The 20,539-nt window shown below is 74.4% G+C and carries 16 protein-coding genes and 1 riboswitch; of the genes, 11 read left to right on the top strand and 5 right to left on the bottom strand.

Annotated elements, in window-relative coordinates; translation table 11 throughout:
* Nucleotides 1–41 precede the first annotated feature (41 nt).
* From ACN265_RS06230 to ACN265_RS06220, 3 genes are all read left to right on the top strand, one after another.
* Nucleotides 42–2,159, top strand: coding sequence for a HelD family protein (locus ACN265_RS06230; protein WP_421406349.1), 2,118 nt, complete (start codon nucleotides 42–44; stop codon nucleotides 2,157–2,159).
* 107 nt (nucleotides 2,160–2,266) lie between these two features.
* Complete coding sequence (locus tag ACN265_RS06225) at nucleotides 2,267–3,181, top strand: cation diffusion facilitator family transporter (protein WP_204926383.1); 915 nt, start codon at nucleotides 2,267–2,269, stop codon at nucleotides 3,179–3,181.
* A gap of 165 nt (nucleotides 3,182–3,346) precedes the next feature.
* A riboswitch (cyclic di-AMP (ydaO/yuaA leader) is annotated at nucleotides 3,347–3,478 on the top strand.
* 4 nt (nucleotides 3,479–3,482) lie between these two features.
* Complete coding sequence (locus ACN265_RS06220) at nucleotides 3,483–4,538, top strand: coiled-coil domain-containing protein (protein WP_421406348.1); 1,056 nt, start codon at nucleotides 3,483–3,485, stop codon at nucleotides 4,536–4,538.
* Nucleotides 4,539–4,610: 72 nt separating this feature from the next.
* On the opposite strand, the gene ACN265_RS06215 is transcribed toward ACN265_RS06220, so the two are convergent.
* Together ACN265_RS06215 and ACN265_RS06210 are read right to left on the bottom strand one after the other, a co-directional pair.
* Nucleotides 4,611–5,078, bottom strand: a complete 468-nt coding sequence (locus tag ACN265_RS06215; RefSeq protein ID WP_421406346.1) for an SRPBCC family protein — start codon at nucleotides 5,076–5,078, stop codon at nucleotides 4,611–4,613.
* A 97-nt stretch (nucleotides 5,079–5,175) separates the two neighbouring features.
* Entirely contained in the window at nucleotides 5,176–5,538 is a 363-nt protein-coding gene (locus ACN265_RS06210) for an STAS domain-containing protein (RefSeq protein ID WP_067309377.1), read from the bottom strand.
* Between the two features lie 355 nt (nucleotides 5,539–5,893).
* Here ACN265_RS06210 and ACN265_RS06205 point away from each other — a divergent pair, with 355 nt between their 5' ends.
* Together ACN265_RS06205 and ACN265_RS06200 are read left to right on the top strand one after the other, a co-directional pair.
* The gene (locus ACN265_RS06205; RefSeq protein ID WP_204926380.1) at nucleotides 5,894–6,037 is read left to right on the top strand and encodes a hypothetical protein; all 144 of its coding nucleotides are present in this window, start codon (nucleotides 5,894–5,896) and stop codon (nucleotides 6,035–6,037) included.
* Between the two features lie 154 nt (nucleotides 6,038–6,191).
* Complete coding sequence (locus ACN265_RS06200; RefSeq protein ID WP_088647175.1) at nucleotides 6,192–6,590, top strand: hypothetical protein; 399 nt, start codon at nucleotides 6,192–6,194, stop codon at nucleotides 6,588–6,590.
* A 223-nt stretch (nucleotides 6,591–6,813) separates the two neighbouring features.
* On the opposite strand, the gene ACN265_RS06195 is transcribed toward ACN265_RS06200, so the two are convergent.
* Nucleotides 6,814–9,579, bottom strand: coding sequence for a cellulose binding domain-containing protein (locus tag ACN265_RS06195; RefSeq protein ID WP_421406345.1), 2,766 nt, complete (start codon nucleotides 9,577–9,579; stop codon nucleotides 6,814–6,816).
* 174 nt (nucleotides 9,580–9,753) lie between these two features.
* Nucleotides 9,754–11,817, bottom strand: a complete 2,064-nt coding sequence (locus ACN265_RS06190) for a hypothetical protein (protein WP_421406343.1) — start codon at nucleotides 11,815–11,817, stop codon at nucleotides 9,754–9,756.
* A gap of 188 nt (nucleotides 11,818–12,005) precedes the next feature.
* Here ACN265_RS06190 and ACN265_RS06185 point away from each other — a divergent pair, with 188 nt between their 5' ends.
* Together ACN265_RS06185 and ACN265_RS06180 are read left to right on the top strand one after the other, a co-directional pair.
* Complete coding sequence (locus tag ACN265_RS06185; RefSeq protein ID WP_421406341.1) at nucleotides 12,006–12,503, top strand: redoxin domain-containing protein; 498 nt, start codon at nucleotides 12,006–12,008, stop codon at nucleotides 12,501–12,503.
* The gene (locus tag ACN265_RS06180; RefSeq protein ID WP_421406340.1) at nucleotides 12,500–13,045 is read left to right on the top strand and encodes a DsbA family protein; all 546 of its coding nucleotides are present in this window, start codon (nucleotides 12,500–12,502) and stop codon (nucleotides 13,043–13,045) included. Before ACN265_RS06185 ends, ACN265_RS06180 begins: the two co-directional genes overlap by 4 nt.
* Nucleotides 13,046–13,131: 86 nt before the next feature.
* Here ACN265_RS06180 and ACN265_RS06175 read toward each other — a convergent pair whose 3' ends face one another.
* Nucleotides 13,132–16,140 carry a LuxR C-terminal-related transcriptional regulator gene (locus tag ACN265_RS06175; protein WP_421406339.1) on the bottom strand — a complete coding sequence of 1,003 codons (3,009 nt, stop codon included), beginning with the start codon at nucleotides 16,138–16,140 and terminating at the stop codon, nucleotides 13,132–13,134.
* 166 nt (nucleotides 16,141–16,306) lie between these two features.
* Between ACN265_RS06175 and ACN265_RS06170 the strand changes: the two genes are divergently transcribed.
* From ACN265_RS06170 to ACN265_RS06155, 4 genes are read left to right on the top strand one after another with little or no spacing between them, the layout of a single operon-like run.
* Nucleotides 16,307–16,693, top strand: coding sequence for a hypothetical protein (locus ACN265_RS06170; protein ID WP_420115619.1), 387 nt, complete (start codon nucleotides 16,307–16,309; stop codon nucleotides 16,691–16,693).
* Nucleotides 16,690–17,862 (top strand): alcohol dehydrogenase catalytic domain-containing protein, encoded by a 1,173-nt coding sequence (locus tag ACN265_RS06165; protein WP_421406336.1) that lies wholly within the window; start codon nucleotides 16,690–16,692, stop codon nucleotides 17,860–17,862. Before ACN265_RS06170 ends, ACN265_RS06165 begins: the two co-directional genes overlap by 4 nt.
* A 57-nt stretch (nucleotides 17,863–17,919) precedes the next feature.
* Nucleotides 17,920–19,092, top strand: a complete 1,173-nt coding sequence (locus ACN265_RS06160; RefSeq protein ID WP_421406334.1) for a saccharopine dehydrogenase family protein — start codon at nucleotides 17,920–17,922, stop codon at nucleotides 19,090–19,092.
* Nucleotides 19,093–19,145: 53 nt separating this feature from the next.
* Nucleotides 19,146–20,231, top strand: a complete 1,086-nt coding sequence (locus tag ACN265_RS06155; protein WP_421406332.1) for a MerR family transcriptional regulator — start codon at nucleotides 19,146–19,148, stop codon at nucleotides 20,229–20,231.
* The last annotated feature ends 308 nt before the right edge of the window (nucleotides 20,232–20,539 follow it).

Genomic DNA, 20,539 nt, shown 5'->3' with positions numbered 1-20,539 from the left:
GCACCCGCGCCCGGCGTCGCCGTCGCACAGGAGCCGGTACGTTGACCGACCAGACCACCCTGGAGCAGGAGATCGCCGCCGAGCAACGGCATCTCGACCGGGTGTACGCCCGGCTCGCCGAACTGCGCCGCTCGGCCGCCCGCGCCGAGCGGGACGGCTACCGGATGGCCGGGGTCGGCACCTTCGGTGCGCTGGTGGAGCGGGACGCGATGGTCTTCCACGCCGCCCAGCGCCGGCACCTGTTGGACGCCGAGCACGAGGGGCTGGTCTTCGGCCGGCTGGACCTGCGCGACCGGCAGGTGCTGCACGTCGGGCGGCTCGGGGTGCGCGGTGACGACGCCGAGACGCTGGTGGTCGACTGGCGGGCCCCGGCCGCCGCCGCCTTCTACCGGGCCACCCCGGCGGAGCCGCTGGGGGTGGTGCGGCGGCGCACGATCAGCTCGTCGGACGAGAAGGTCACCCGGATCGAGGACGACCTGCTCGACCCGGAGGCCGCCCCGCCGGACATGCCGGTGGTGGGTGACGGGGCCCTGCTGGCGACCCTGTCCCGGGCGACCGGCCGGGGGATGCGGGACATCATCGCCACCATCCAGCGGGAGCAGGACGAGGCGATCCGGTCCCCCGGCTCGGGGGTCACCATCGTCTCCGGCGGGCCGGGCACCGGGAAGACGGCGGTGGCCCTGCACCGGGCGGCGTACCTGCTCTATGCCGACCGCAGCCGGTACGCCGGCGGCGGCATCCTGGTGGTCGGCCCGTCGGCGGTGTTCGTGGAGTACATCGCCTCGGTGCTGCCCTCGCTGGGCGAGGAGACCGCCACCCTGCACTCGCTGGGGTCGCTGTTCCCCGGCCTGTCGGCGACCCGCACGGACGGGCCCGAGGTGGCGGCGGTGAAGGGTTCGCTGCGGATGCGGCGGGTGCTGGAGCGGGCGGCCCGGGACGCGGTGCCGGACGGCCCGCAGGAGTTGCGGCTGCTCTACCGGGGTGCGCTGCTGCGCCTGGAACGGCGCGAGCTGGACGGCATCCGGGACCGGGCGTTGCACCGGGGGGCCCGCCGCAACGAGGTCCGCCGGGTCGGCTTCGACGGGGTGCTCGCCGCGTTGTACGCGCAGGCCCGGCGGTCGGCCGTCGCCGGCCTGCCCGAGCAGCCCGCCTTCGAGGACGAGATCATCGAGCGGCCGGAGTTCCGGGAGTTCCTCAAGGCGTGGTGGCCCCGGCTGCATCCCCGGCACGTGCTGGGCTGGTTGGCCCGGCCGGAGCGGCTGCACCGGTACGCGGCCGGCGTCCTGTCCCGGGCGGAGGTCGGGTTGCTGGTGGAGGCGTACCGGTCGCTGGACACCGAGGGGCTGACGGTGGCCGACATCGCCCTCCTCGACGAGCTGGACGCGCTGCTGGGCCAGCCGGTCCGTCCGAAGAAGGCCCGGCGGGACCCGTTCCAGCTCGCCGGTGGCGTCCGGGAGCTGAGCACCTTCGGGGAGCGGCAGCGTGCCGCGCGGGCGGCGGCCCGGGAGCGGCCGGAGGACTACCGGGACTACGCGCACGTGGTGGTCGACGAGTCGCAGGACGTCTCGCCGATGCAGTGGCGGATGATCGGCCGGCGCGGTCGGCTCGCCTCCTGGACGGTGGTGGGTGATCCGGCGCAGACCGCCTGGACGGGTGACCAGGCGGAGCTGGACCGGGCCCGGGACCAGGCGCTGGGCCGGCGGCGGCGGCACCGGTTCACGCTCTCCACCAACTACCGCAACTCGGCGGAGATCTTCGCGGTGGCGGCGGCGGAGATCCGCCGGCTCTACCCGGACCTGGAGTTGCCGAGCGCGGTGCGCTCCACCGGGGTGGACCCGGTGGCGCTGCACGTGCCGGCGGCGGAGCTGGCCCGGACGACGGCCGACGCGGTGGACACGCTGCTGGCCGAGGTGGCGGGGACGGTCGGCGTGATCACCCCGGTGCCCCGCCGCGACGAGGTCGCCGGCTGGTTGGGCGACCGGGGTGGGGCGCGCCTGCAGGTGGTGACCAGCCTCCAGGCCAAGGGCATGGAGTACGACGGGGTGGTGCTGGTCTGCCCCGGCGAGATCCGGGCCGATCCGGGCTCCGGGGTGCGGACGCTCTACGTGGCGTTGTCCCGGGCGACCCAGCGCCTCACCACCGTCGAGCCGACCGGCTGACCGACCGGGACCCGGCCCACCTGGCCGGACGTCCGACCATCACTTGCATACATAGCGATGTGAGCATAGATTGGAGCGGGTCCGCAGCGGCGACGGAGGGTGTGGACGTGGGCGCAGGTCATGACCACAGCGCGACGGTGAGCAACGCCGCGCACCGGCACCGGGGTCGGCTCTGGGCGGCGTTCGGGCTGCTCGCCGTGCTCATGGTGGTCGAGGCGGTGGCCGCCTTCGGCACCGGCTCGCTGGCCCTGCTCTCCGACGCGGGGCACATGTTCACCGACGTGCTCGGCATCGGGATGGCGCTGGCCGCGATCACCGCCACCCGGCGGGCCGCCCGGGACCCGCAGCGCACCTTCGGCCTCTACCGGCTGGAGGTGCTCGCCGCCCTGGCCAACGCCGTCCTGCTCAGCGGGGTCGCGGTCTACGTGCTGATCGAGGCGGTCCGCCGGTTCGGCGAGCCACCCGAGGTGCTGGCCGGCCCGATGCTGGTGGTGGCGGTGCTCGGCCTGCTCGCCAACATCGTCGCGTTCGGCCTGCTGCGGGAGGGCGCCAAGGAGAGCATCAACCTGCGCGGGGCGTACCTGGAGGTGCTCGGCGACCTGCTCGGTTCGGTCGGGGTGATCGTGGCGGCGCTGCTGATCGCCGGCACCGGCTGGTGGTGGGCCGACCCACTGGTCGCCGTGGCGATCGGCGTGTTCATCCTGCCCCGCACCTGGCGGCTCGGCCGGGCGGCGGTGCGCATCCTGGTCCAGGCCGCCCCGGAGCACCTGCCGGTGACCGCCGTGCACGACCGGCTGACCGCCGTGCCCGGTGTCGCCGAGGTGCACGACCTGCACGTCTGGACGCTCACCTCCGGCATGGACGTCGCCTCGGCCCACCTCACCCTGGCCGGTGACGCCGAGGTCGGCGCGGTGCTGGCGGCCGCCCGGGGCGCCCTGCGGGAGGACTTCCACATCGAGCACGCCACCCTCCAGGTCGAGCCCGGGGCGAGCCCCGGCGCATGCGGCCCCGCCCACTGGTGACCCCGCCCCGGGCCGGACGGTCAGCCCCGCCGGGTACTCCCGCACAGAGATCGCGGAAATTTGCGTCGTTTGAACCTTTTGAGGGTATTCACTCTCGTACCCTCAGTCACGAGGTAGGCAGGCGTCACACGCGTACCGGTAGGCTCGGCCCCGGTCTCCGCCAGGCAGAGGCCGCCGCCTAATCGCCCGCCCGGGCGAACCGGGGAACCACGTTCCTGGGGTGCATCCGCGTCAGCGGTAGGGATCTTCCGTCCCGAACCCGTCAGCTAACCCGGTCGGCGGCTGACGGAAGGACATCCGCATGCACGTACGCACCACCACGCGGCTGCTGGCCGCAGTCGTCACGGCGTTGGCCCTGGGCGTGTCGGCCGCGCCGTTCACCCCGGCCGCCGCCGCGCCCGCCACCCGGCTCGCCGCCCCCGGCGACGACGAGGGCGGCACCCCGGCGCTGCGCGACCAGCTCGACGCCGCCAGCAAGGGCTGGCTGGAGGCCAAGGCCGCCCTGGAGCGCTCCACCAAGCGCCAGCAGGAACTCGACGGGCAGCTCAAGACCATCGAGGGGCAGCTGGTCACGCAGACCGCCAAGGTCGGCGAGATCGCCGGCGCGGCCTACCGCACCGGCCGGCTCGGGCCGATGTCCGCCCTGCTCAACAGCAACACCCCGAGCGGTTTCCTGGACCGCGCGGCGGCGCTGGAGACGGTCGCCACCCGGGAGGACCAGGAACTGCGCACGATGATCGAGACCCGGGACCAGGCCACCCGGACCCGGGCGGCGGTCACCCAGGAGATCACCGAACAGCGCAAGCAGGTCGCCACCATGGGCAAGCGCAAGGAGCAGGCCGAGCGGGCGCTGGCGGTGGCCGCCGCCGACAAGCCGGCCCCCACCTCCCGCGACTCCGGCAGCTCGGACGGCACGTCCACCAGCAACGCCAAGGGGGCGCCCCGCAACTCCGACGGCTCCTGGCCGTCCGAGTCGTGCAGCGTCAACGACCCGACGCCGGCCAACGGCTGTATCACCCCGCGTACGCTCAACGCCCTGAACCAGGCCAAGGCGGCCGGTTTCACCAGGTACGTCTCCTGCTACCGGCCCAGCGGCTCCGGCGAGCACCCCAAGGGCCGGGCGTGCGACTTCGCCGCCCAGAAGGGCGGCTTCGGCGGGGTGGCCAGTGGCGGCGACCGGACGTACGGCAACAACCTCGCCGCGTACTTCATCCGCAACGCCGACCGGCTCGGTGTGCTCTACGTGATCTGGTTCAAGCGGATCTGGCTGCCGAGCAGCGGGTGGAAGGCGTACAGCGGGGGCAACGGGGACCCGTCCAGCGACCACACCAACCACGTGCACCTGTCGATGATCTGATCCCGGCGCGGTGGCCCGTCCGCTCAGGGCGGGCCACCGCGGCGCGACCGTCCGGGCGGGTGCCGGCGGTCGTCAGCCGGCGGGGGGTGGGTCGCCGGCCCGGCTGTCCAGGACCGCGCCGAGGCGGCTGGCCAACCCCAGGTGGGCGGCGCGGGCCTGCCGGAAGGCGTAGCCGAACAGCGGGGCCGGCGCGGCGAGGGTGATCTCCACGTCGATCCGCAGCAGGTCACCCTCCATCCGCAGCCGGGTGTGGTTGCGTACGGTGGTGCCGGGCTGCTGGCGGGCCATCGTCACGATCTCGTCGTCGCCGGCCAGCAGCACGTCGGCCTGGTAGGTGACGGGGAACCGCAGCGGCCCCAGCTCCAGCCGGTCGGTGATCGCGTAGCTGGCCAGGGCACCCGGCCGGGCGGGCAGCCGGCGCACCCGGACGATCAGGGGATGCAGCTCCTCCTGCCGGGACAGGTCGCTCAGCAGCGCCATCGCGTCCGCCGGTGAGCAGCGCGCCTGCACCGTGTAGCTGAAGCTCTCCCGCCGGACCACCGGGCCTCCTGACCGTCGTCGGTCGCACGATCGTGCCGTACCGGAGACGGACTGGCAACGTCCCTGGTCAGTGGCGTCGACGCCGACCGGGGCCCGGTCAGGCGCCGGGCAGGACCTCCGGGGTGGCGGCACCGGCGAAGTACGGCTCCGGGGCACCGAAGAGCCCGAGCAGGCCGGTGACCCAGAGCTGTCGGTGCACGAACCGGCTCGGCTCGGTGACGATCAGTTTGACGCCGCTGACCTCGGCGGTCTGGAAGCCGGCGACCATGGCGCTGATCCCGACGGAGTCGATGAAGGTGACGAGTCGCATGTTCAGCTCGATCCGCGCGGGCCGACCCTTGGCCAGCACCTCGGCGATCGCCTCACGTACCTCGTAGGCGGTGTCGACGTCGATCTCACCACGGGGGGCGATCTCGATGACACCGGCCGGCAGGACCGACTTCACGATCGACAGGCTCACGCGAGCACCTCCACTCGCCCGTCCCCGGGCGCCTCATCAGTACGCGGGCCGCGACCGAGAGTATTCCTCCGATGGCCTCGGTCGCCACCCCTCGGGATGAGCAATTCGCGGATCCGGACGGACCGGACCGTCCCTCTCCGCACCGTTGCTGGTCCTGTTCTCCTCAGACGAACGGCCCAGCTCGGCCGTTCCAACCGTCCCAGAGTAGCGGCCCCGGTCCACCGACACCCGGATGCGGTGCGCCGGGCGAGCCCCGCCGGCTCCCCGACGCGGCCCGCCGACTCCCCCGGTGCAGGTTGTGCGGGGTGCCTACCGTGGGCGAGAGATGGGTCACCACGATCGAGGAGACGGATCGATGCTCAGGAGACTGCTCGGGCTGGCCGGGGTCGGCGCACTACTCGCTCTCGTCCTGGCCTGCGGCTTCGGCGGCGGGGACGACGACGATGACGACGACGGGGACGATTTCGCCCGCGCCACCACCGTGGTCTCGGTGCGCTGAGCGGTGACGGTCACCCGTACGCACGGGTTTGCGACCCGGCCGGGCGGGGCACTGCTCGGACACCGGCCGGGTGACCGGTCGGCGCGAGGACCGCTGCGGCGCGGAGACCACCTCCGAAGTGGCCGCAGATTTCGGCATTCGAGGAGGTAACACGATGATCGGCAGCAACCTTCTGGAGCGCCGCAGCAAGCCCGAGCGGATCGCCGACCAGGCCTGGCACCACCTGCTCTCGGCGGTGGACTCCGCCGGTGACAGCGTCCGGGACGCCGCCCGGTCGGTCCGGGACTCGGGGCTGGCCGACGCCGGTGACCTGGTCGGCTCGACCGCCGACGAGGCCCGTCGTCGGGCGACGCTCGCCTTCGACGCGCTCGCCGGCCGGCGTCCGGCCCTGCCCTGGACCCTGCTGATCGGCGCGGCGCTGGTCGGCGCGGCGATCGGCTGGGCCGCCGGCACCGCCGCGCGGGCCGCCGGCAGCCGGGGTGACCGGGCCGTCGACGACATCGAGTTCGTCGACGTGGACCGGCCGAACTCCCCCGTCGGGCTGGACGACTGACCGCTCCACGCGGCACGTACAGGCCCCGGTCACGCTTCTCGGCGTCGACCGGGGCCTGCGCCGTCTTCAATCCACCCCCGCTGGGGCGATGTTGCGGTAAAGACCCGGGGTGGATGCCGCGACTTCGCCACCGCTGAGTCGACCACTCTCAGCCCGGACATGCCGCCGGCTCCGCTCCCCGGTCGGGGAGCGGAGCCGGCAGGTGTCGGATAGTTGATAGTTGTCAGCGGCTGGTGCAGGTCACCGCCGGAACCGCATTGGTGCCTGTCACGTTGGCGGTGAAGCCGATGCTGGTGCTCGCGCCACCCCCGAGCGCACCGTTCCACCCGGCGTCGCGCACCGAGACGTTCGCCCCGGTCTGGGTGAAGGTGCCGCCCCAGAGCGAGTTGACCGTCTGACCGTTGGCGAACGTCCAGTTCACCGTCCAGCCGGCGATCGCGCTGGTGCCGGTGTTACGCACGGTCACCTCACCCTGGAAGCCACCCGGCCACGACCCGGTCACCTTGTACGTCGCCGCGCACCCACCGGTGGGCGGCGGGGTCGTCGGCGGCGGCGTGGTGGGCGGAGGCGTCGTGGGGGGCGGAGTGGTCGGCGGAGGCGTGGTGGGCGGCGGCGTGGTGGGAGGCGGGGTCGTCGGCGGCGGCGTGGTCGGGCCGGGGGTGGTCGGCGTCGGGGTGGGAGTGCCACCGAGCCGGTCGGCGACCAGGATGCCCCGGCCGTTGGTGCCCAGGTAGACCCGGCCGTAGACCCGGGGGTCACCGGTCAGCGCCTCGCCCGCGTTGCCGTACTGGTGCTGGTCGTCGTTGATCCGCACCCAGGCCGCGCCGGTGTTGTCGGAGCGGTAGACGCCGGCCTTGCCGTCGACGGTGCCGAAGGTGAACACCGCCGGATACGTCTGCCCGGGGGCGGCCTTGCCGAAGCCGACGTTCACCGCCGCCGACACACCGGCCAGCTTGGTGAAGCTGGCCCCGGAGTCGGTGGAGCGCCACAGCCCGCCCTCACCGGCCAGCCAGATGTCGCCCTCCTTGCCGGGCACCGCCTTGAACTTGACGTTCCCGGTGGCCGGCAGGCCGGTGGCGGCGGACGCGGTGAAGCTGGCCCCACCGTTGGTGCTGACGTAGAACTTGCCGGCGCTGAAGCCGTAGAACTTGTTCTTGTTGACCCGGTCGGACTCGACCACGGCATTGGCCGGGATGCCGGTGGCGGCGGTCCACGAGTTGCCGAACCCGACGGAACGGATCACCTGCTGCCCGGCGTCGCCGGGGGCCCAGACGAACTGGCTGCCGTCGGCGGCGGCGGCGACCGTGCCGCCGTTGTTGATCCCGCCCGGCTCGCTGCCCTGGAACCAGTTCGCCCCGCCGTCGGTGGAGAACGCGACGTGGCTGTCGTTGGGGCGGTCGGCGTCGGTGAAGTTACCGGCCCGGACCATCGTCGCCGGGTTCGCCTCGGCGTAGTCGAGGCTCGTGGTGGTGGTGAAGACCGGCTGGGTGAACAGCATCGGCGGCACCGCGTCCAGGTCGGTGTGCCGGAACCCGCCGATGTCACCGAGCCCGCTGATCAGCGGTGCCCCGGTGGGCGGGCTGATCAGGTCCTGCACGGCGGTCTCCTCCAGGCCCTTGACCATCGGCTTGATGGTGAGCTGGCCGCCGGTGTCCCACTTGGTGAGGTCGGTGCTGCCGTAGATGGTCGCGCCGGTGCCGTACATGAAGCGGTTGGAGTCGAACGGGTCGATCTCCACCGACTCGTTCATCCAGCCCAGCTTCGGGGACTCCTCCGGCGGGGCCGGGTTGGCCCCGAAGGTCAGCCACGGCACCGAGCTGATGTCCATCTTGAACTTCTTGGTGCGCTCCGGGTAGCTGCCGAACTCCCAGATCCGGCTCCAGGTCGCGCCGCCGTCGGTGCTGCGCCAGAAGATCGCGTCCGGCCACCAGGAGATCTGGGTGGCGACCATGAGGGTGTTCGGCTTCTGCCGGTCGATGGTCAGCCCCGAGTAGCCGAAGTAGGCGTCGCTGCTGGACGACGGGATCGGGCTGATCTGCGTCCACGCGCCGGTGGCCCGGTTGAACTTCCACACGTCACCCTTGCCCCCGTCGTACGGGCCGCCGGTGTCGCTGGTGGCGATGTAGAGGAAGCCGCCGACCGGGTCGACCACGCCCTTGTGGGCCAGGTAGCCGGTGGGCTGCCCGGCGATCCGCTCCCAGCTCGTGCCGCCGTTCGTCGAGCGGTACACCGGGTTCGCCTTGTCCGCCACGCCGACGTAGATGGTCTGCGTGGCGTTGCCGGCCGTACCGGTGCTCTTGTCGAAGGTGACCCAGGTCAGACCCTGGTTCTGGCTCTGGTAGCCGGTGGTGTCGTTGGGGTCGGCCCGGTAGTTGCCGACGTTGGGGAAGTTCGCCACCTTGGCCCAGGTGACCCCGAAGTCGGTGCTGCGCCACAGGCCGTTGCCGCCCTCGGCACCGTAGTAGAGGATGCTGTTCTTGTTGGGGTCGACGGCGAGCCGCTCCCCCATGCCCCGGCCGGGCATGTTGCCGCCGTTCTTGAACGGCAACGCGGTGGCCTGCCAGGTGGCGCCCTTGTCCGACGAGCGCAGGATCGCGCCGTTGTTCGGGTCCCAGTCGTTGGTGTACATGCCGACGGCCGCGTACACCCGGTTGGTCTGCACCGGGTCGGTGGCCAGGCTGACCACGCCGTTGTAGCCCCACTTGTCCGCGCCGACCCAGTCGAGCAGCGGCGTCCAGGACTGGCTGGCCTGCTCCCAGCGGTACGCGCCGCCGATGTCGGTGCGCGCGTAGATCAGGTTCTTCTCGGTCTGGTTGAAGACGATGCCGGGGACGAAGCCGCCGCCGTCGATCCGGACGTTCTTCCAGCTGTACGGCTCGGCCGCCGCCGCGGCGGCCGATGTGGACGGTGCGACGGTGAACTGTACGGCCACGACGGCCGTCGCGGCGGCCAGCACGGTGGTGACCGCGCCGACGAGACTTCTCCGCATCTGCGGTTCCTCTCGGGATGCCAGGGTCAGGGTGCGACGCCCCGTGGGGACGTCGACGGGTGCGAAGAGCTGCCCTGGCTCCCCGCCGGCACGCTTGGCTCCCGCTGCCGAAGAAGAACCCAACAGTAACCGGTACGCCGCCGAATTAGGAAGCGCTCCCAACTAACTCGGCCATCAGAGCCGGTAGATGACGTCCTCGCCGACCATTTCGCGACTGATGCCCAACCCGTCCACCGGTCGGGCGGCCACGTCCGCCCACGGCGTGCCGGCCGCCCAGCCGGGCAGCAGCACCACCGTGCGCACCCCGACCTGCCGCAGGTACGCCACCGAGGTGGCGTCCGGGAAGGTCATGCTCGCCGCCCTGATCCGCTCCTGGGACTGCGGGGTGAACGAGGCGAGCCCGTTGACCACCTTGGGGAACCCGTCGGTGGACCAGAGCATCACGTGCAGTTCCCGGATGCCGTCGCTGGGCAGCACCAGCGCCGGGCCGGTCAGCCCGCGCAGTACGGCCGGCTGCTCCGGCGCGGGCACGTGCGGGGTGCGGTTGACCCCCTCCACCAGCACCAGCAGTAGCGGCACCAGCAGCGCCAACCGGGCCAGCCGCCACTGCCCGCCACCGCGCTTCGGGGCGGGTTGCCGGGGGGCCGCCTGCTCGGCCGCCGACCCGGACCACGCCGCCGACCGCAGCGCCGGCCGTGGTCCCGCTCCCACCTGCGCCGGTGCGGACGCCTCCACCAGCACGGGTACCCCCGCCGGTCGGAGCGCCGGCGCGGCCGGCTCCGTCCCGGGTTCCGCGTCCGGTCCCGGCGACGGATCCCCGGCCGGCACGGGCCGCTGCTCCCCTACCGACACTGCCCCGGGTTCCACGTCCGGTCCCGGCGACTGATCCCCGGCCGGCACCGCTTCGCGCTCCGCGTCCGGTCCCGGGGGCGGCTCCGCGCCGGGGGTGGTCTGCCGCGCCGGCTCGCGCACCGTCAACGCCCCGGCGGCGAGCAGGCCGAGCAGCAGGGTCGTCCACAGCACCAGCCGGCCCGGGGTGCGCACCCCGTCCCAGCCCGGCGCGTGCTCGACGAGCGTCACGTACCCGGGGTTGCCGTCGCCACCGAACGTGGTGCCCGCCGCCAGCGCCACGCTGACCAGCGCCGCGCCGGCCAGCATCAGCCGGTGCCGCAGCCGCCACGCGGAGAAGAACAGCCCCGCCACCGCCAGCGACAGCAGCACCACCCCGGGCAGCAGGGTCATCTCGCCCGGGAAACCGAGCGTGGCGCGGGCGGCCTCGTGCCGCTCCCCCCACAGCCAGGACTCCGGGGGCGCGGTGACGAACCCCCGCCACGGCGGGGAGAACATCTCGATCTGGGCCACCGTCCGCCGGCCGGACGGGTTGCGGGCCACCACCTCGAAGTACGGCGCCGCCATCGCCAGGGTCACCCCGGCGAACCCGATCCCGCCGGCCAGGTCGGCCAGGAGCAGGCGGCGAGGCACCACCGGCCGGGTCCGCCGCCGCAGCCACACCACGCCGTACGTGACCACCGCGCCGAGGCAGAGCAGCCCCAGCACATACGCGAAGGGCAGGCCGATGCCGAAGCCGAGGGTGACCTGCCAGGCGGCGACCGCCCACCCGGCGACCACCCAGCCGGGACGGACCCGGTCGGGGCGGTGGCCGTGCCGCAGCGACCAGCCGTGCCCCCGGGCCAGCATGGCCAGCGCGAGGGCGATCCCGCCGATGCTGATCACGTGCAGGTGCCCGGCCTGGGCGAGCTTCCACGGGGCGTAGGCGAAGGCCACCCCGGCCACCGCCGCACCGGCCCGGCCGGCCCCCACCTGCCGGGCCAGCGCGTACGCCCCGAACAGGGCGAGGGCGTGGGTCAGCATGTAGAGCAGGTTGTAGCGGATCACGGCGGCCACCGGACCGTCCCCGATCATGCCGAACGGGGCGTACCCGAGCAGGGTGTCGGAGTAGGCGTAGGTGTACGGCTCGGGATAGAACGTGTTGGAGTGCCAGACCTGCAACGGGTTGGTGAGCAGGGCGTGCCCGCCCCAGGCCACCTGCCATGCCTGCAACGTCGGGTCGCCGGTGTCCTGCGGGATGGTGCTCGCCGGATCGCGCAGGGTCGGCCAGGTCAGCACCACGGCCAGCAGCAGCGCGGCGAGCGCCGCCAGGGTCCACTCGTGCCGGGCCACCCGCCACGACACGCCCGCCAGCCGGCGACCGAAGACCCGCATCTGATCGACGTCCATCTCTCCACCCCGTCCTTCGCCGTCCGTCAGACTGCCCGAGTCCGAACCGGTTGTCGACACCGCGACCGCCCGAATTTCGCCACCGGCGCCCCTCCGACGGCCCGAATCCGATCTGACGACGCGGACGGGGCAGGACCACCCGGGTCGGGTGAGCCGCCCTCACCCGACCCGGGGGGACGGTGGGCGACATGACTGGATCCGACGGGCTGATCCGACCCGGGACACCGGCCCCCGAATTCACCCTGCCGGCCACCCCGGACGGGCGACGGACCGGACCCGCGCAGTTCCGGGGGCGGCCGGTGGTGCTCGCCTTCTACCCCGCCGACTGGTCCCCGGTCTGCGGTGACCAGATGGCGCTCTACCAGGCCGCGATGCCGGAGTTCGAGCGGTACGACGCGGTGGTGCTGGGCATCTCGGTGGACAGCCTCTGGTCGCACCGGGCGTTCGCCGAGGCAAAGGGCGTCCGGTTCCCGCTGCTGTCCGACTTCGAACCCAAGGGCGAGGTGGCCCGGGGCTACGGGGCGTACACGCCGCAGGGGCAGGCCGGCCGGGCCCTGGTGGTGCTCGACCCGGCCGCGACGGTGGCCTGGAGCTACCTGTCCCCCGCCGAGGTCAACCCCGGCGCCGACGGCGTCCTCGACGCGTTGGAGCAGCTCGGCACCGGACGGCAGGTGGTGACCCGATGAGCACCCCGTTGCAGGTCACCGCCCGACTCCGGGTGCCGGTGACCGATACCGACCATGTCCGTGGGCCGCTCGACGCCCCGGTCACCCTCGTGCAGTACGGCGACTTCCAGTGCCCGTACTGCGGGGCGGCGTACCCGAACCTGGCCGAGGTGCTGCGGCAGCGGCGGGACACCGTCCGGCTGGTCTACCGGCACTTCCCGATCACCAACCTGCACCCGTACGCCGAGCGGGCCGCCGAGGTGGCCGAGGCGGCCGCCCAACGGGACCGGTTCTGGGAGATGCACGACTGGCTCTACGAACACCAGGACCAACTGGACCCGGTGCACCTGTCGCTCGGCATGGCACAGGTGGGGCTCCCGCCGGACGAGGTCGACGCCGAGGTCGACCGGCACGTGCACGCCGACCGGGTACGACACGACTTCACCGGCGGCATCCGCAGCGGCGTCAACGGCACACCCACGCTCTTCGTCGGCGACGACCGCCACGACGGCCCACTCGACCTCCCCACCCTCCTCGCCACAGTGGACGCCGCCACCGCCTGACCCCAGCCGACCCGGGCGGGGCGGGGCAGACGGGCGGGGCGGGGCTGGGTAGACGGGCGGGGCGGGCTGGGGTGGGTGGGGTGGGGTCAGAGGAGGTGGAGGTCGCGGGCTCGGCGGACGGCTTCGCGGCGGCGGGTGGCGTCGAGCTTGCGGTAGATGTTGCGGACGTGGGTCTTGACGGTGTTGACCGACAGGGACAGTTCGCTGGCGATCTCCACGTTGGACAGGATGCTCTGCAGGTACCGCAGGATGGTCAGCTCCCGCTCGGTGAGCGGCTCGTCCAGGGGGCGCTCCGGGTCGCCCTGCCGGGAGTCGGCCGGTCCGCCCCGGGTGCCGTACGCCCCCTGGCCGGGCGGCGGCGTGGCGTCCCGCACCAGGTCGCTGACCTGCGGCCAGTACGCCGTACCGGAATCCAGGTGGGCCGCGAGCAGTTCCCGGACCTCCGGCTCGGCCCGGGTGAAGACCCGTCGGTGGCCGTGCCGCCCGGCCAGATCCAGCACCCGCTCCAGCAGCCGCCCGGCCCGGCGTTCGTCACCGGCCCGTCGGTTCAGCAACGCGTCCAGGACCCCGGCGGCGAGCCGTACCGGCAACGGCCAGTCGGCAGCGCCCGGGGCGTCCCAGTCGGGCAGGGCGTGCCGGGCGGCCCGTAGGTCACCGGCCCGCAACTCGACCCGGGCCAGCGCCAACGCCAGCACCGGGTCCGGCCCGAGGGCCCGCTCACCGAGCAACCGCCGGGCCGTGTCCACGTCACCCTGTTCGCCGCGCAGGTCCGCCTCCAGCGCCAGCAACCGGTCGGCCAACTCCCCGGCACCGCCGAACCCCACCGCACCGCCGAACCCCGCAGCACTGCCGGCCACCACCGCATCGCCGAAGACTCCAGAGGCTTCGGCCGCCCCCGCACCGCCGGGCAGTGCCGGGCCGCCGGGGGACGTCGATCTGCCGGCGGTCAGCTCGTCGCGGGCGCTCAGCACAGCCGTCGTCGCCGCCGCCGGCTCGCCCGCGTCGCGGAGCAGGGCGGCCCGGCACAGCGCCGCCACCGCCCCGGCCGGGGCCGTCCCGGTGACCGCGCCGGCCGCCGCCAGCTCGGCGGTCGCCTCGGCGGGCTGGTCCCGGTACACCGCCACCAGCGCCAGCGCCAGGTGTGCGTGACCGCAGTCGACCCGACCCGACCAGCCCTGGCAGCAGGGCATGGCCAGGGCCGCCCGCGCGGTCTCCTCGGCCGGCGTCAGCTCACCGGCGAGGGCGAGCAGCAGTGCCGCCCGGCTCGCGCCGACCAGCTCGGTCCGGGGGCGGCCGGCCCGCCGGGCCGCCGCCAGCGCAGCCCGGAACCACGCTCCGGCCCGTCCCAGTTCCCCCTCGGCCAGGTCGGTCAGGCCGAGCGCGGTGCCGGCCACCGCCCGGACATCGGCGTCATCCCTTCCGGTCCGGGGATCACCGCCGGTGGCGGGGGCATCACCGGTCACCGCACCATCGCCGGCTGAGAGGTCAGCACCGACCGGCGGGTCGCACGCAGCGGCGCCGGCCGGCGGGCCAGCAGAAACGTGGGCGACGGAAGCCGAACCCGCAGGTAGCGCCGAAGCGGTGGCGAGCAGGCGGGCGGCGGCAGCGCGTACCGACGCAGGGTCGCCGGACAGCCGGGCCAGGGTGAGTTCCAGCGCCACGGCGAGCCGCCGGAACCGGTCCCGGCGCGGCACCGGCAGCGTGTAGGCGGCCTGCACCGCGTCCCGCAGCCGGGCGGTAGCCGCCGCCACGTCCCCGGCGTACGCCCGCTCGGTGCCGGCGGCCAGCGCCAGCTCCGGGTCGCGGCGCACCGCCCCGGCGGGCGGCGGCGGGGGCGGCGGCAGGTGCGGTGGCTCCCGCTCGTACGGGGCCAGCTCCGGCCAGTGGGCCAGCAGCAGTTCGGTGGCGCGGTCCCACTGCCCGGCGGTCAGGGCGTGGTGCAGCGCGTCGGCCGGCCGGTCGTGGTCGGCGTGCCAGTCGGCGGCCCGCCGGTGCAGTTCGTCGCGTTCCCGCCCGTCGAGGCCGGCGAGTTCCTCACGCAGCAGGTCGGCCAGCATGGGGTGCGGCCGGTACCAGGGTGGGTCGCTGTCGTCGCGGTGCAGGAAACCACCGTCGCGGGCCAGTCCGGCCAGGAGCTGACCGGCGTCGGGGCGTCCGGTCAACGCGTCGGCCAGGTCGGCGCGGACCGCCCCGCCGACGGCGCAACGGAGCAGCGTCTCCCGGGCCGGCACCGGCAACGGGGTGAGCACCTCGGCGCGCAGGTAGGCGGCGACGTCCGGGTGGTCGCCGCCGAACCGTCGTACCCAGCGTTGCGGGTCGGCCTGGCCCCGGGCGGCCAGCGCGGCGAAGCGCAGGCCCGCCGGCCAGCCGCCGGTGCGTTCCCGGAGCCGGGCGACCGCCGCCGCCGGCAACGGCACCCCGTGCGCCACCAGCAGGTCGGCCACCTCGTCGGTGGTGAAGGCCAGGTCGTCGGGGCCGATCTCGGTCGGCTCCCCGGCCAACCGCAGCCGGTGCAGGGCCGGCGGCAGGCCCGTCCGGCCGGCGGCGAGGAGACGCAGCCGCCCGTCGGCGTGCCGGAGCAGGAACTCCAGCCCGGTGAGGACGTCCGGATCGGTCACCCGGTGCAGGTCGTCGAGGATCAGCCGGGTGGGGCGTTCCCGGGCGGCCAGTGCGGCGGCCAGCGCCTCCAGCCCGTCGGGCCGCCACGGACCGGCCGGGGCGGGCGGAGGCTCGTCCGGTTCGGCCCGGAGCGCACCGCACAGGGCCCGGGTCAGGTACGCCCACAGTCGCTGTCCGCTGTCGCCGGCCTCGACCTGCACCCAGGCCACCGGGTGCCCGGTCGACGCCGCGGCCTGCGCCCCGGCGGTGAGCAGTGTCGTCTTGCCCCAGCCGGCGGGCGCGCGGACCACGGTGAGGATGCCGGCGGCCCCGTCGTCGAGGCGGGCCAGCAGCCGGGGCCGCAGCAGCATCGGCTCAGGCGGGGCGGGCGGGGCGAGCCGGGAGGCCAGCAGCGGCGGCTCGACGGACGCCGGGGTGGTCGCGGCGTCGCCGGGGTGGGGTGTCGGGTCGACCGCCCGTACGGGCTGCTGCGGCATTGCACCCCACCCCCACTCGGCGCGTTCCTCCCCCGGTCGGCGGCGGTTACCCGGCGCGGCCCGGTTCACCCCTTCGGGACGAGCCCGGTTCACCCGGGACGCGCCGACGATGGGCGCACCGGAGGGCCACCGGGCAGATCCCCGGCAGGAGAGGCGGGTGGTACGGATGGGACGGCTGACCCGGGGCACGGTCATCCTCGCCGCCACGGCGGCCGGGTCGGGACGTTGGCAGGTGGTGACGGTCGGCGTCCCGGCGGCGGAGCTGCTGCCCGACGGGCGGTGGCCGGAGCCGCTGCGACCGCTGGCCGGTGCCGTGGAACTGGAACTGCGGCCGGCCCCCGGCGGGCGCGGCACCGAACTGGCCGTCCGGCCGCTCGGTGGGCTCGCCGCCCTGCCCGGGATGGCCGCCCACCTGGTCGGCGACGACCCTGACGGATACCTGCGGCAGGTGTTGCGCGCGGTGCGGCAGCTCGTCGAGACCGGTGAGGTGCTGCGCGCCGACCGGCCGGCCGTCGAGCGGCCCGCCCCCGACCGGCCGGTGGTGCCCGGATGAGGGCGCTGTGCTGGGAGGGCGTCGACCGGCTCGCGGTACGCCAGGTGCCCGACCCGGAGCTGCGCAACGCCCACGACATGATCGTGCGGGTCCGGCGCAGTGCCACCTGCGGGACCGACCTGCCGTTGCTCGCCGGTCGGGTGCCGGGCCTGGCCGCCGGTGACGTGCTCGGACACGAGTTCCTGGGCGAGGTGGCCGAGGTCGGCCCGGCGGTGCGCCGGCACCGCGTCGGCGACCGGGTGGTGGTCTGCGCCGCCGTGGCCTGCGGGAACTGCTGGTACTGCCGGCAGGGGTTGTACTCCTGCTGCGACAACGGCGCGATCGGCGCGGCGGTCACCGAGGCGACCTGGGGGCAGCCCGCCGGCGGCTGCTACGGCCATCCCCGTACGGCGGGCGGGTTCGCCGGCAGCCACGCCGAGTACGTCCGGGTGCCGTACGCCGACGTGGGGGCGTTCACCGTGCCCGACCCGGTCAGCGACGACCGGGCGGTCTTCGCCTCGGACGCCGCTCCCGCCGGATGGATGGGTGCCGAACTGGGTGCGGTCCGCCCCGGTGACGTGGTGGCGGTGTGGGGGGCGGGTGCGGTGGGTCAGCTCACCGCGCAGGCGGCGACGGTGCTCGGCGCGGACCGGGTGATCGTGATCGACAGGTATCCGGAGCGGCTGCGGATGGCCGAACGGCACACCGGTGCCGAGACGCTGCACTACGAGCACACCGACGTCCCCGCCGAGCTGCGGGAACGCAGCGGGGGCCGGGGCCCCGACGTGTGCGTGGAGGCGGTCGGGGCGGCCGACGGCGGTGGCCGTCCACCGTCGCTGGCAGACCGGTTCACCGGCCGGGGCGGCCCGGTCGAGGACCCGTTGGCGGTGCGGGAGGCGGTGCACGCCTGCCGTAAGGGCGGCACCGTCTTCGTCTCGGGCACCTTCGGCGGCTTCGTGGACGCCTTCCCGCTGGGCGCGGTGATGCACAAGGGGCTCACCCTGCGCAGCGCCCGGCAGCACGGCCAACGGTGGATTCCGATGCTGCTGGACCGGATGGCCCGCGACGAGCTGCGTACCGAGCACCTGGCGACGCACCGGTTCGACCTGGACGGGGGCCCGACCGGGTACGCGCTGTTCCGGGACCGCGCCGACGGTTGTGTGCGGGCGGTGTTCACCCCGCACGGCTGAGCCGCCGGGTGGCCCGCCCAGCCGGTGCGGGTCGGGCCCGGGTGGCACACTCGGCGGATGCGCCCCGACCGCCCGTACGACCTCGTCCTGTTCGGCGCGACCGGCTTCACCGGCGGGCTGACCGCCGAGTACCTGGCCCGGCACGCCCCGGCGGGGCTGCGCTGGGCGCTGGCCGGCCGCAACCCGGCGAAGCTGTCGGCCGTACGGGACCGGCTCGCCGCCATCGACCCGGCCCTGGCCACCCTGCCGCTGTTGACCGCCGACGTCACCGATGCCGGGTCGCTGCGTCCGGTGGTGGCGGGCACCCGGGTGCTCGCCACCACCGTCGGGCCGTACGTGCACCACGGGGAACCGCTGGTCGCCGCGTGTGCCGCCGCCGGCACCGACTATCTCGACATCACCGGCGAGCCGGAGTTCGTGGACCTGATGTACGTGCGGCACCACGCCGAGGCGGTGCGCACCGGGGCCCGGCTGGTGCACGCGTGCGGTTTCGACTCGGTTCCGCACGACCTGGGCGTCTGGTACACCGTCCGGCAGTTGGCGGCGGACGGGCCGGTCACCGTCGACGGGTTCGTCCGGGCCGGGGGGAGGTTCTCCGCCGGGACGTACCATTCGGCGCTCACCGCGTTCTCGCGTACCGCGCAGACGCAGCGGGCGGCGCGGGCCCGGCGGGCGGTCGAGCCCCGACCGGACGGACGCCGGGTCCGGGCGGTGGCCGGGAAGCTGGGCCGGTCGGCGGCGGTCGGCATGTGGGCGGTGCCGCTGCCCACCATCGACCCGCAGGTGGTGCGCCGCTCCGCCGCCGCCCGCCCGGAGTACGGCCCGGACTTCCGTTACCGGCACTTCGCCGCCGTCAAGCGGCTGCCGACGGTGCTGCTGGCCGGGGTGGGGATGGCCGGACTGGTAGGGCTGGTGAAGCTGCCGCCGACCCGGCGCTGGCTGCTCGGCCGGGTCGCCTCCGGGCAGGGGCCGAGCGCGCAGCAGCGGGCCCGGTCGTGGTTCCGGTTGCGGTTCGTCGGCGAGGGCGGCGGCCGGACCGTCCGCACCGAGGTGGCCGGCGGCGATCCCGGCTACGACGAGACCGCCAAGATGCTCGCCGAGTCGGCCCTCTGCCTGGCGTACGACGAGCTGCCCGCCACGTCCGGGCAGCTCACCCCGGTGGCGGCGATGGGGGACGCGCTGCTGGACCGGCTGGTGCGGGCGGGGATCACGTTCCGGGTGCTCCCGTAGCCGGCGGTGGCCGGTGCGGGCTTGACCCTCGACCTGGTTGAGGCGACAGCATCATGGGCGTGGAGAGCGAGCTGCTGAGCATCGGCGAGCTGGCCCGGGCCAGTGGCCTGACGGTCAGCGCGCTGCGGTTCTACGACCGGTGCGGGGTGCTGACCCCGACGCTCGTCGACCCGGTGAACGGGTACCGCTGGTACACCGCCGCGCAGGTGACGCCGGCCCGGCTGGTGGCCGGCCTGCGCCGGGTCGGCATGCCGTTGGCCGGGATCACCGCCGCGTTGCGGCTGCGCGACGATCCGGTGCGGGTCGGGCGGCTGCTCGACGCGCACCTGCGCCGGTTGGAGGACGGTCTCGCCGACGCCCGCCGCGAACTCTCCCGGGTCCGTGCCCTGATCGATCCCGAGGAGTCTTGGATGACCACCCGAATCACCCTGTCCCCCGCCGCCCTGGCCGCCGCCGTCGACGCCGTCCGGTTCGCCGTCGGCACCGACCCCGACCTGCCGGTGCTCGGTGGGGTGCTGCTGGACGTGGAGTCCGACGGCGTACGGCTGGTGGCGACCGACCGGTACCGGATGGCGCTGGCCCGGGCCGACGGCCGGGTGGACGGCCCGCCGGTGCGGGCGCTGCTGCCGGCAGCGGCCGTCGACGAGTTCCGGGCGCTGCTGGACACCGGCGGACAGGTGCGGATGACCGTCGCCGACGGGGAGGTCACGGTCGCCGTCGCCGGGGTCGAGGCCCGCTCGGCGGTGCTGCCGTACGAGTTCACCGACTACCGGCGGCTGCTGCGCCGGCCGGCGGACGCCACGGCCCGGCGGGTTCCGGTCGACGTGGCGACCCTGCGCAGCGCGCTACGGTCGGCCGCCTCCACGGTGACCCGGGAGCACGAGGGGGTGGCGCTGCCGGTGACGGTGCTGGGGGTGGACGACCGCGACGGGCTGCGCCTGGTCGACGCCGCCGAACTGGCCGGGCCGAACCCGGCCGACCTGCTGGTCGGGGTGAACGGGGACTTCCTGCTCGACGCGCTGGACGCCGCCGGTGGCCCGCAACTGGTGCTGGAACTCGACGGCCCGATCGCCCCGCTGGCCGTGCGCCGTCCCGACGATGAGGACACCTTCTCGATCCTGATGCCGATCCGGCTCTGACCTCTGGCCTTTCGGGACGGTGGCCGCCTGTTCTGACCGCTCCGGTGCGCTGCCTCCCGTGCGGGCGCGCCGGGCACCGCTGCCCGCCGTGCGGTCACACATGGTGACCTCTCCTGCTCCCCGCCCTTAGTGTTTCGGACGCTTTGCTCTGCTGCCATGACCGCGACAACCACGGCAGGTGACTGTCGCGTCGAGAGCAGCAGAGCAAAGCGTGCGAAGGAGGTTATCCAGGGGTCGCCGCTCCCTGAGGAGTTTTCCCTGCTCATAAGCTCCAGCACGAGGGCGCCTCGCTCAGGGCAGGAAAAACG

This window comes from Micromonospora sp. WMMD730 (assembly GCF_049178955.1).
Lineage (GTDB): Bacteria > Actinomycetota > Actinomycetes > Mycobacteriales > Micromonosporaceae > Micromonospora > Micromonospora wenchangensis.
The sequence above is the reverse complement of the archived record's forward strand: the minus strand, read 5'-3'. Positions and strand labels throughout refer to the sequence as shown.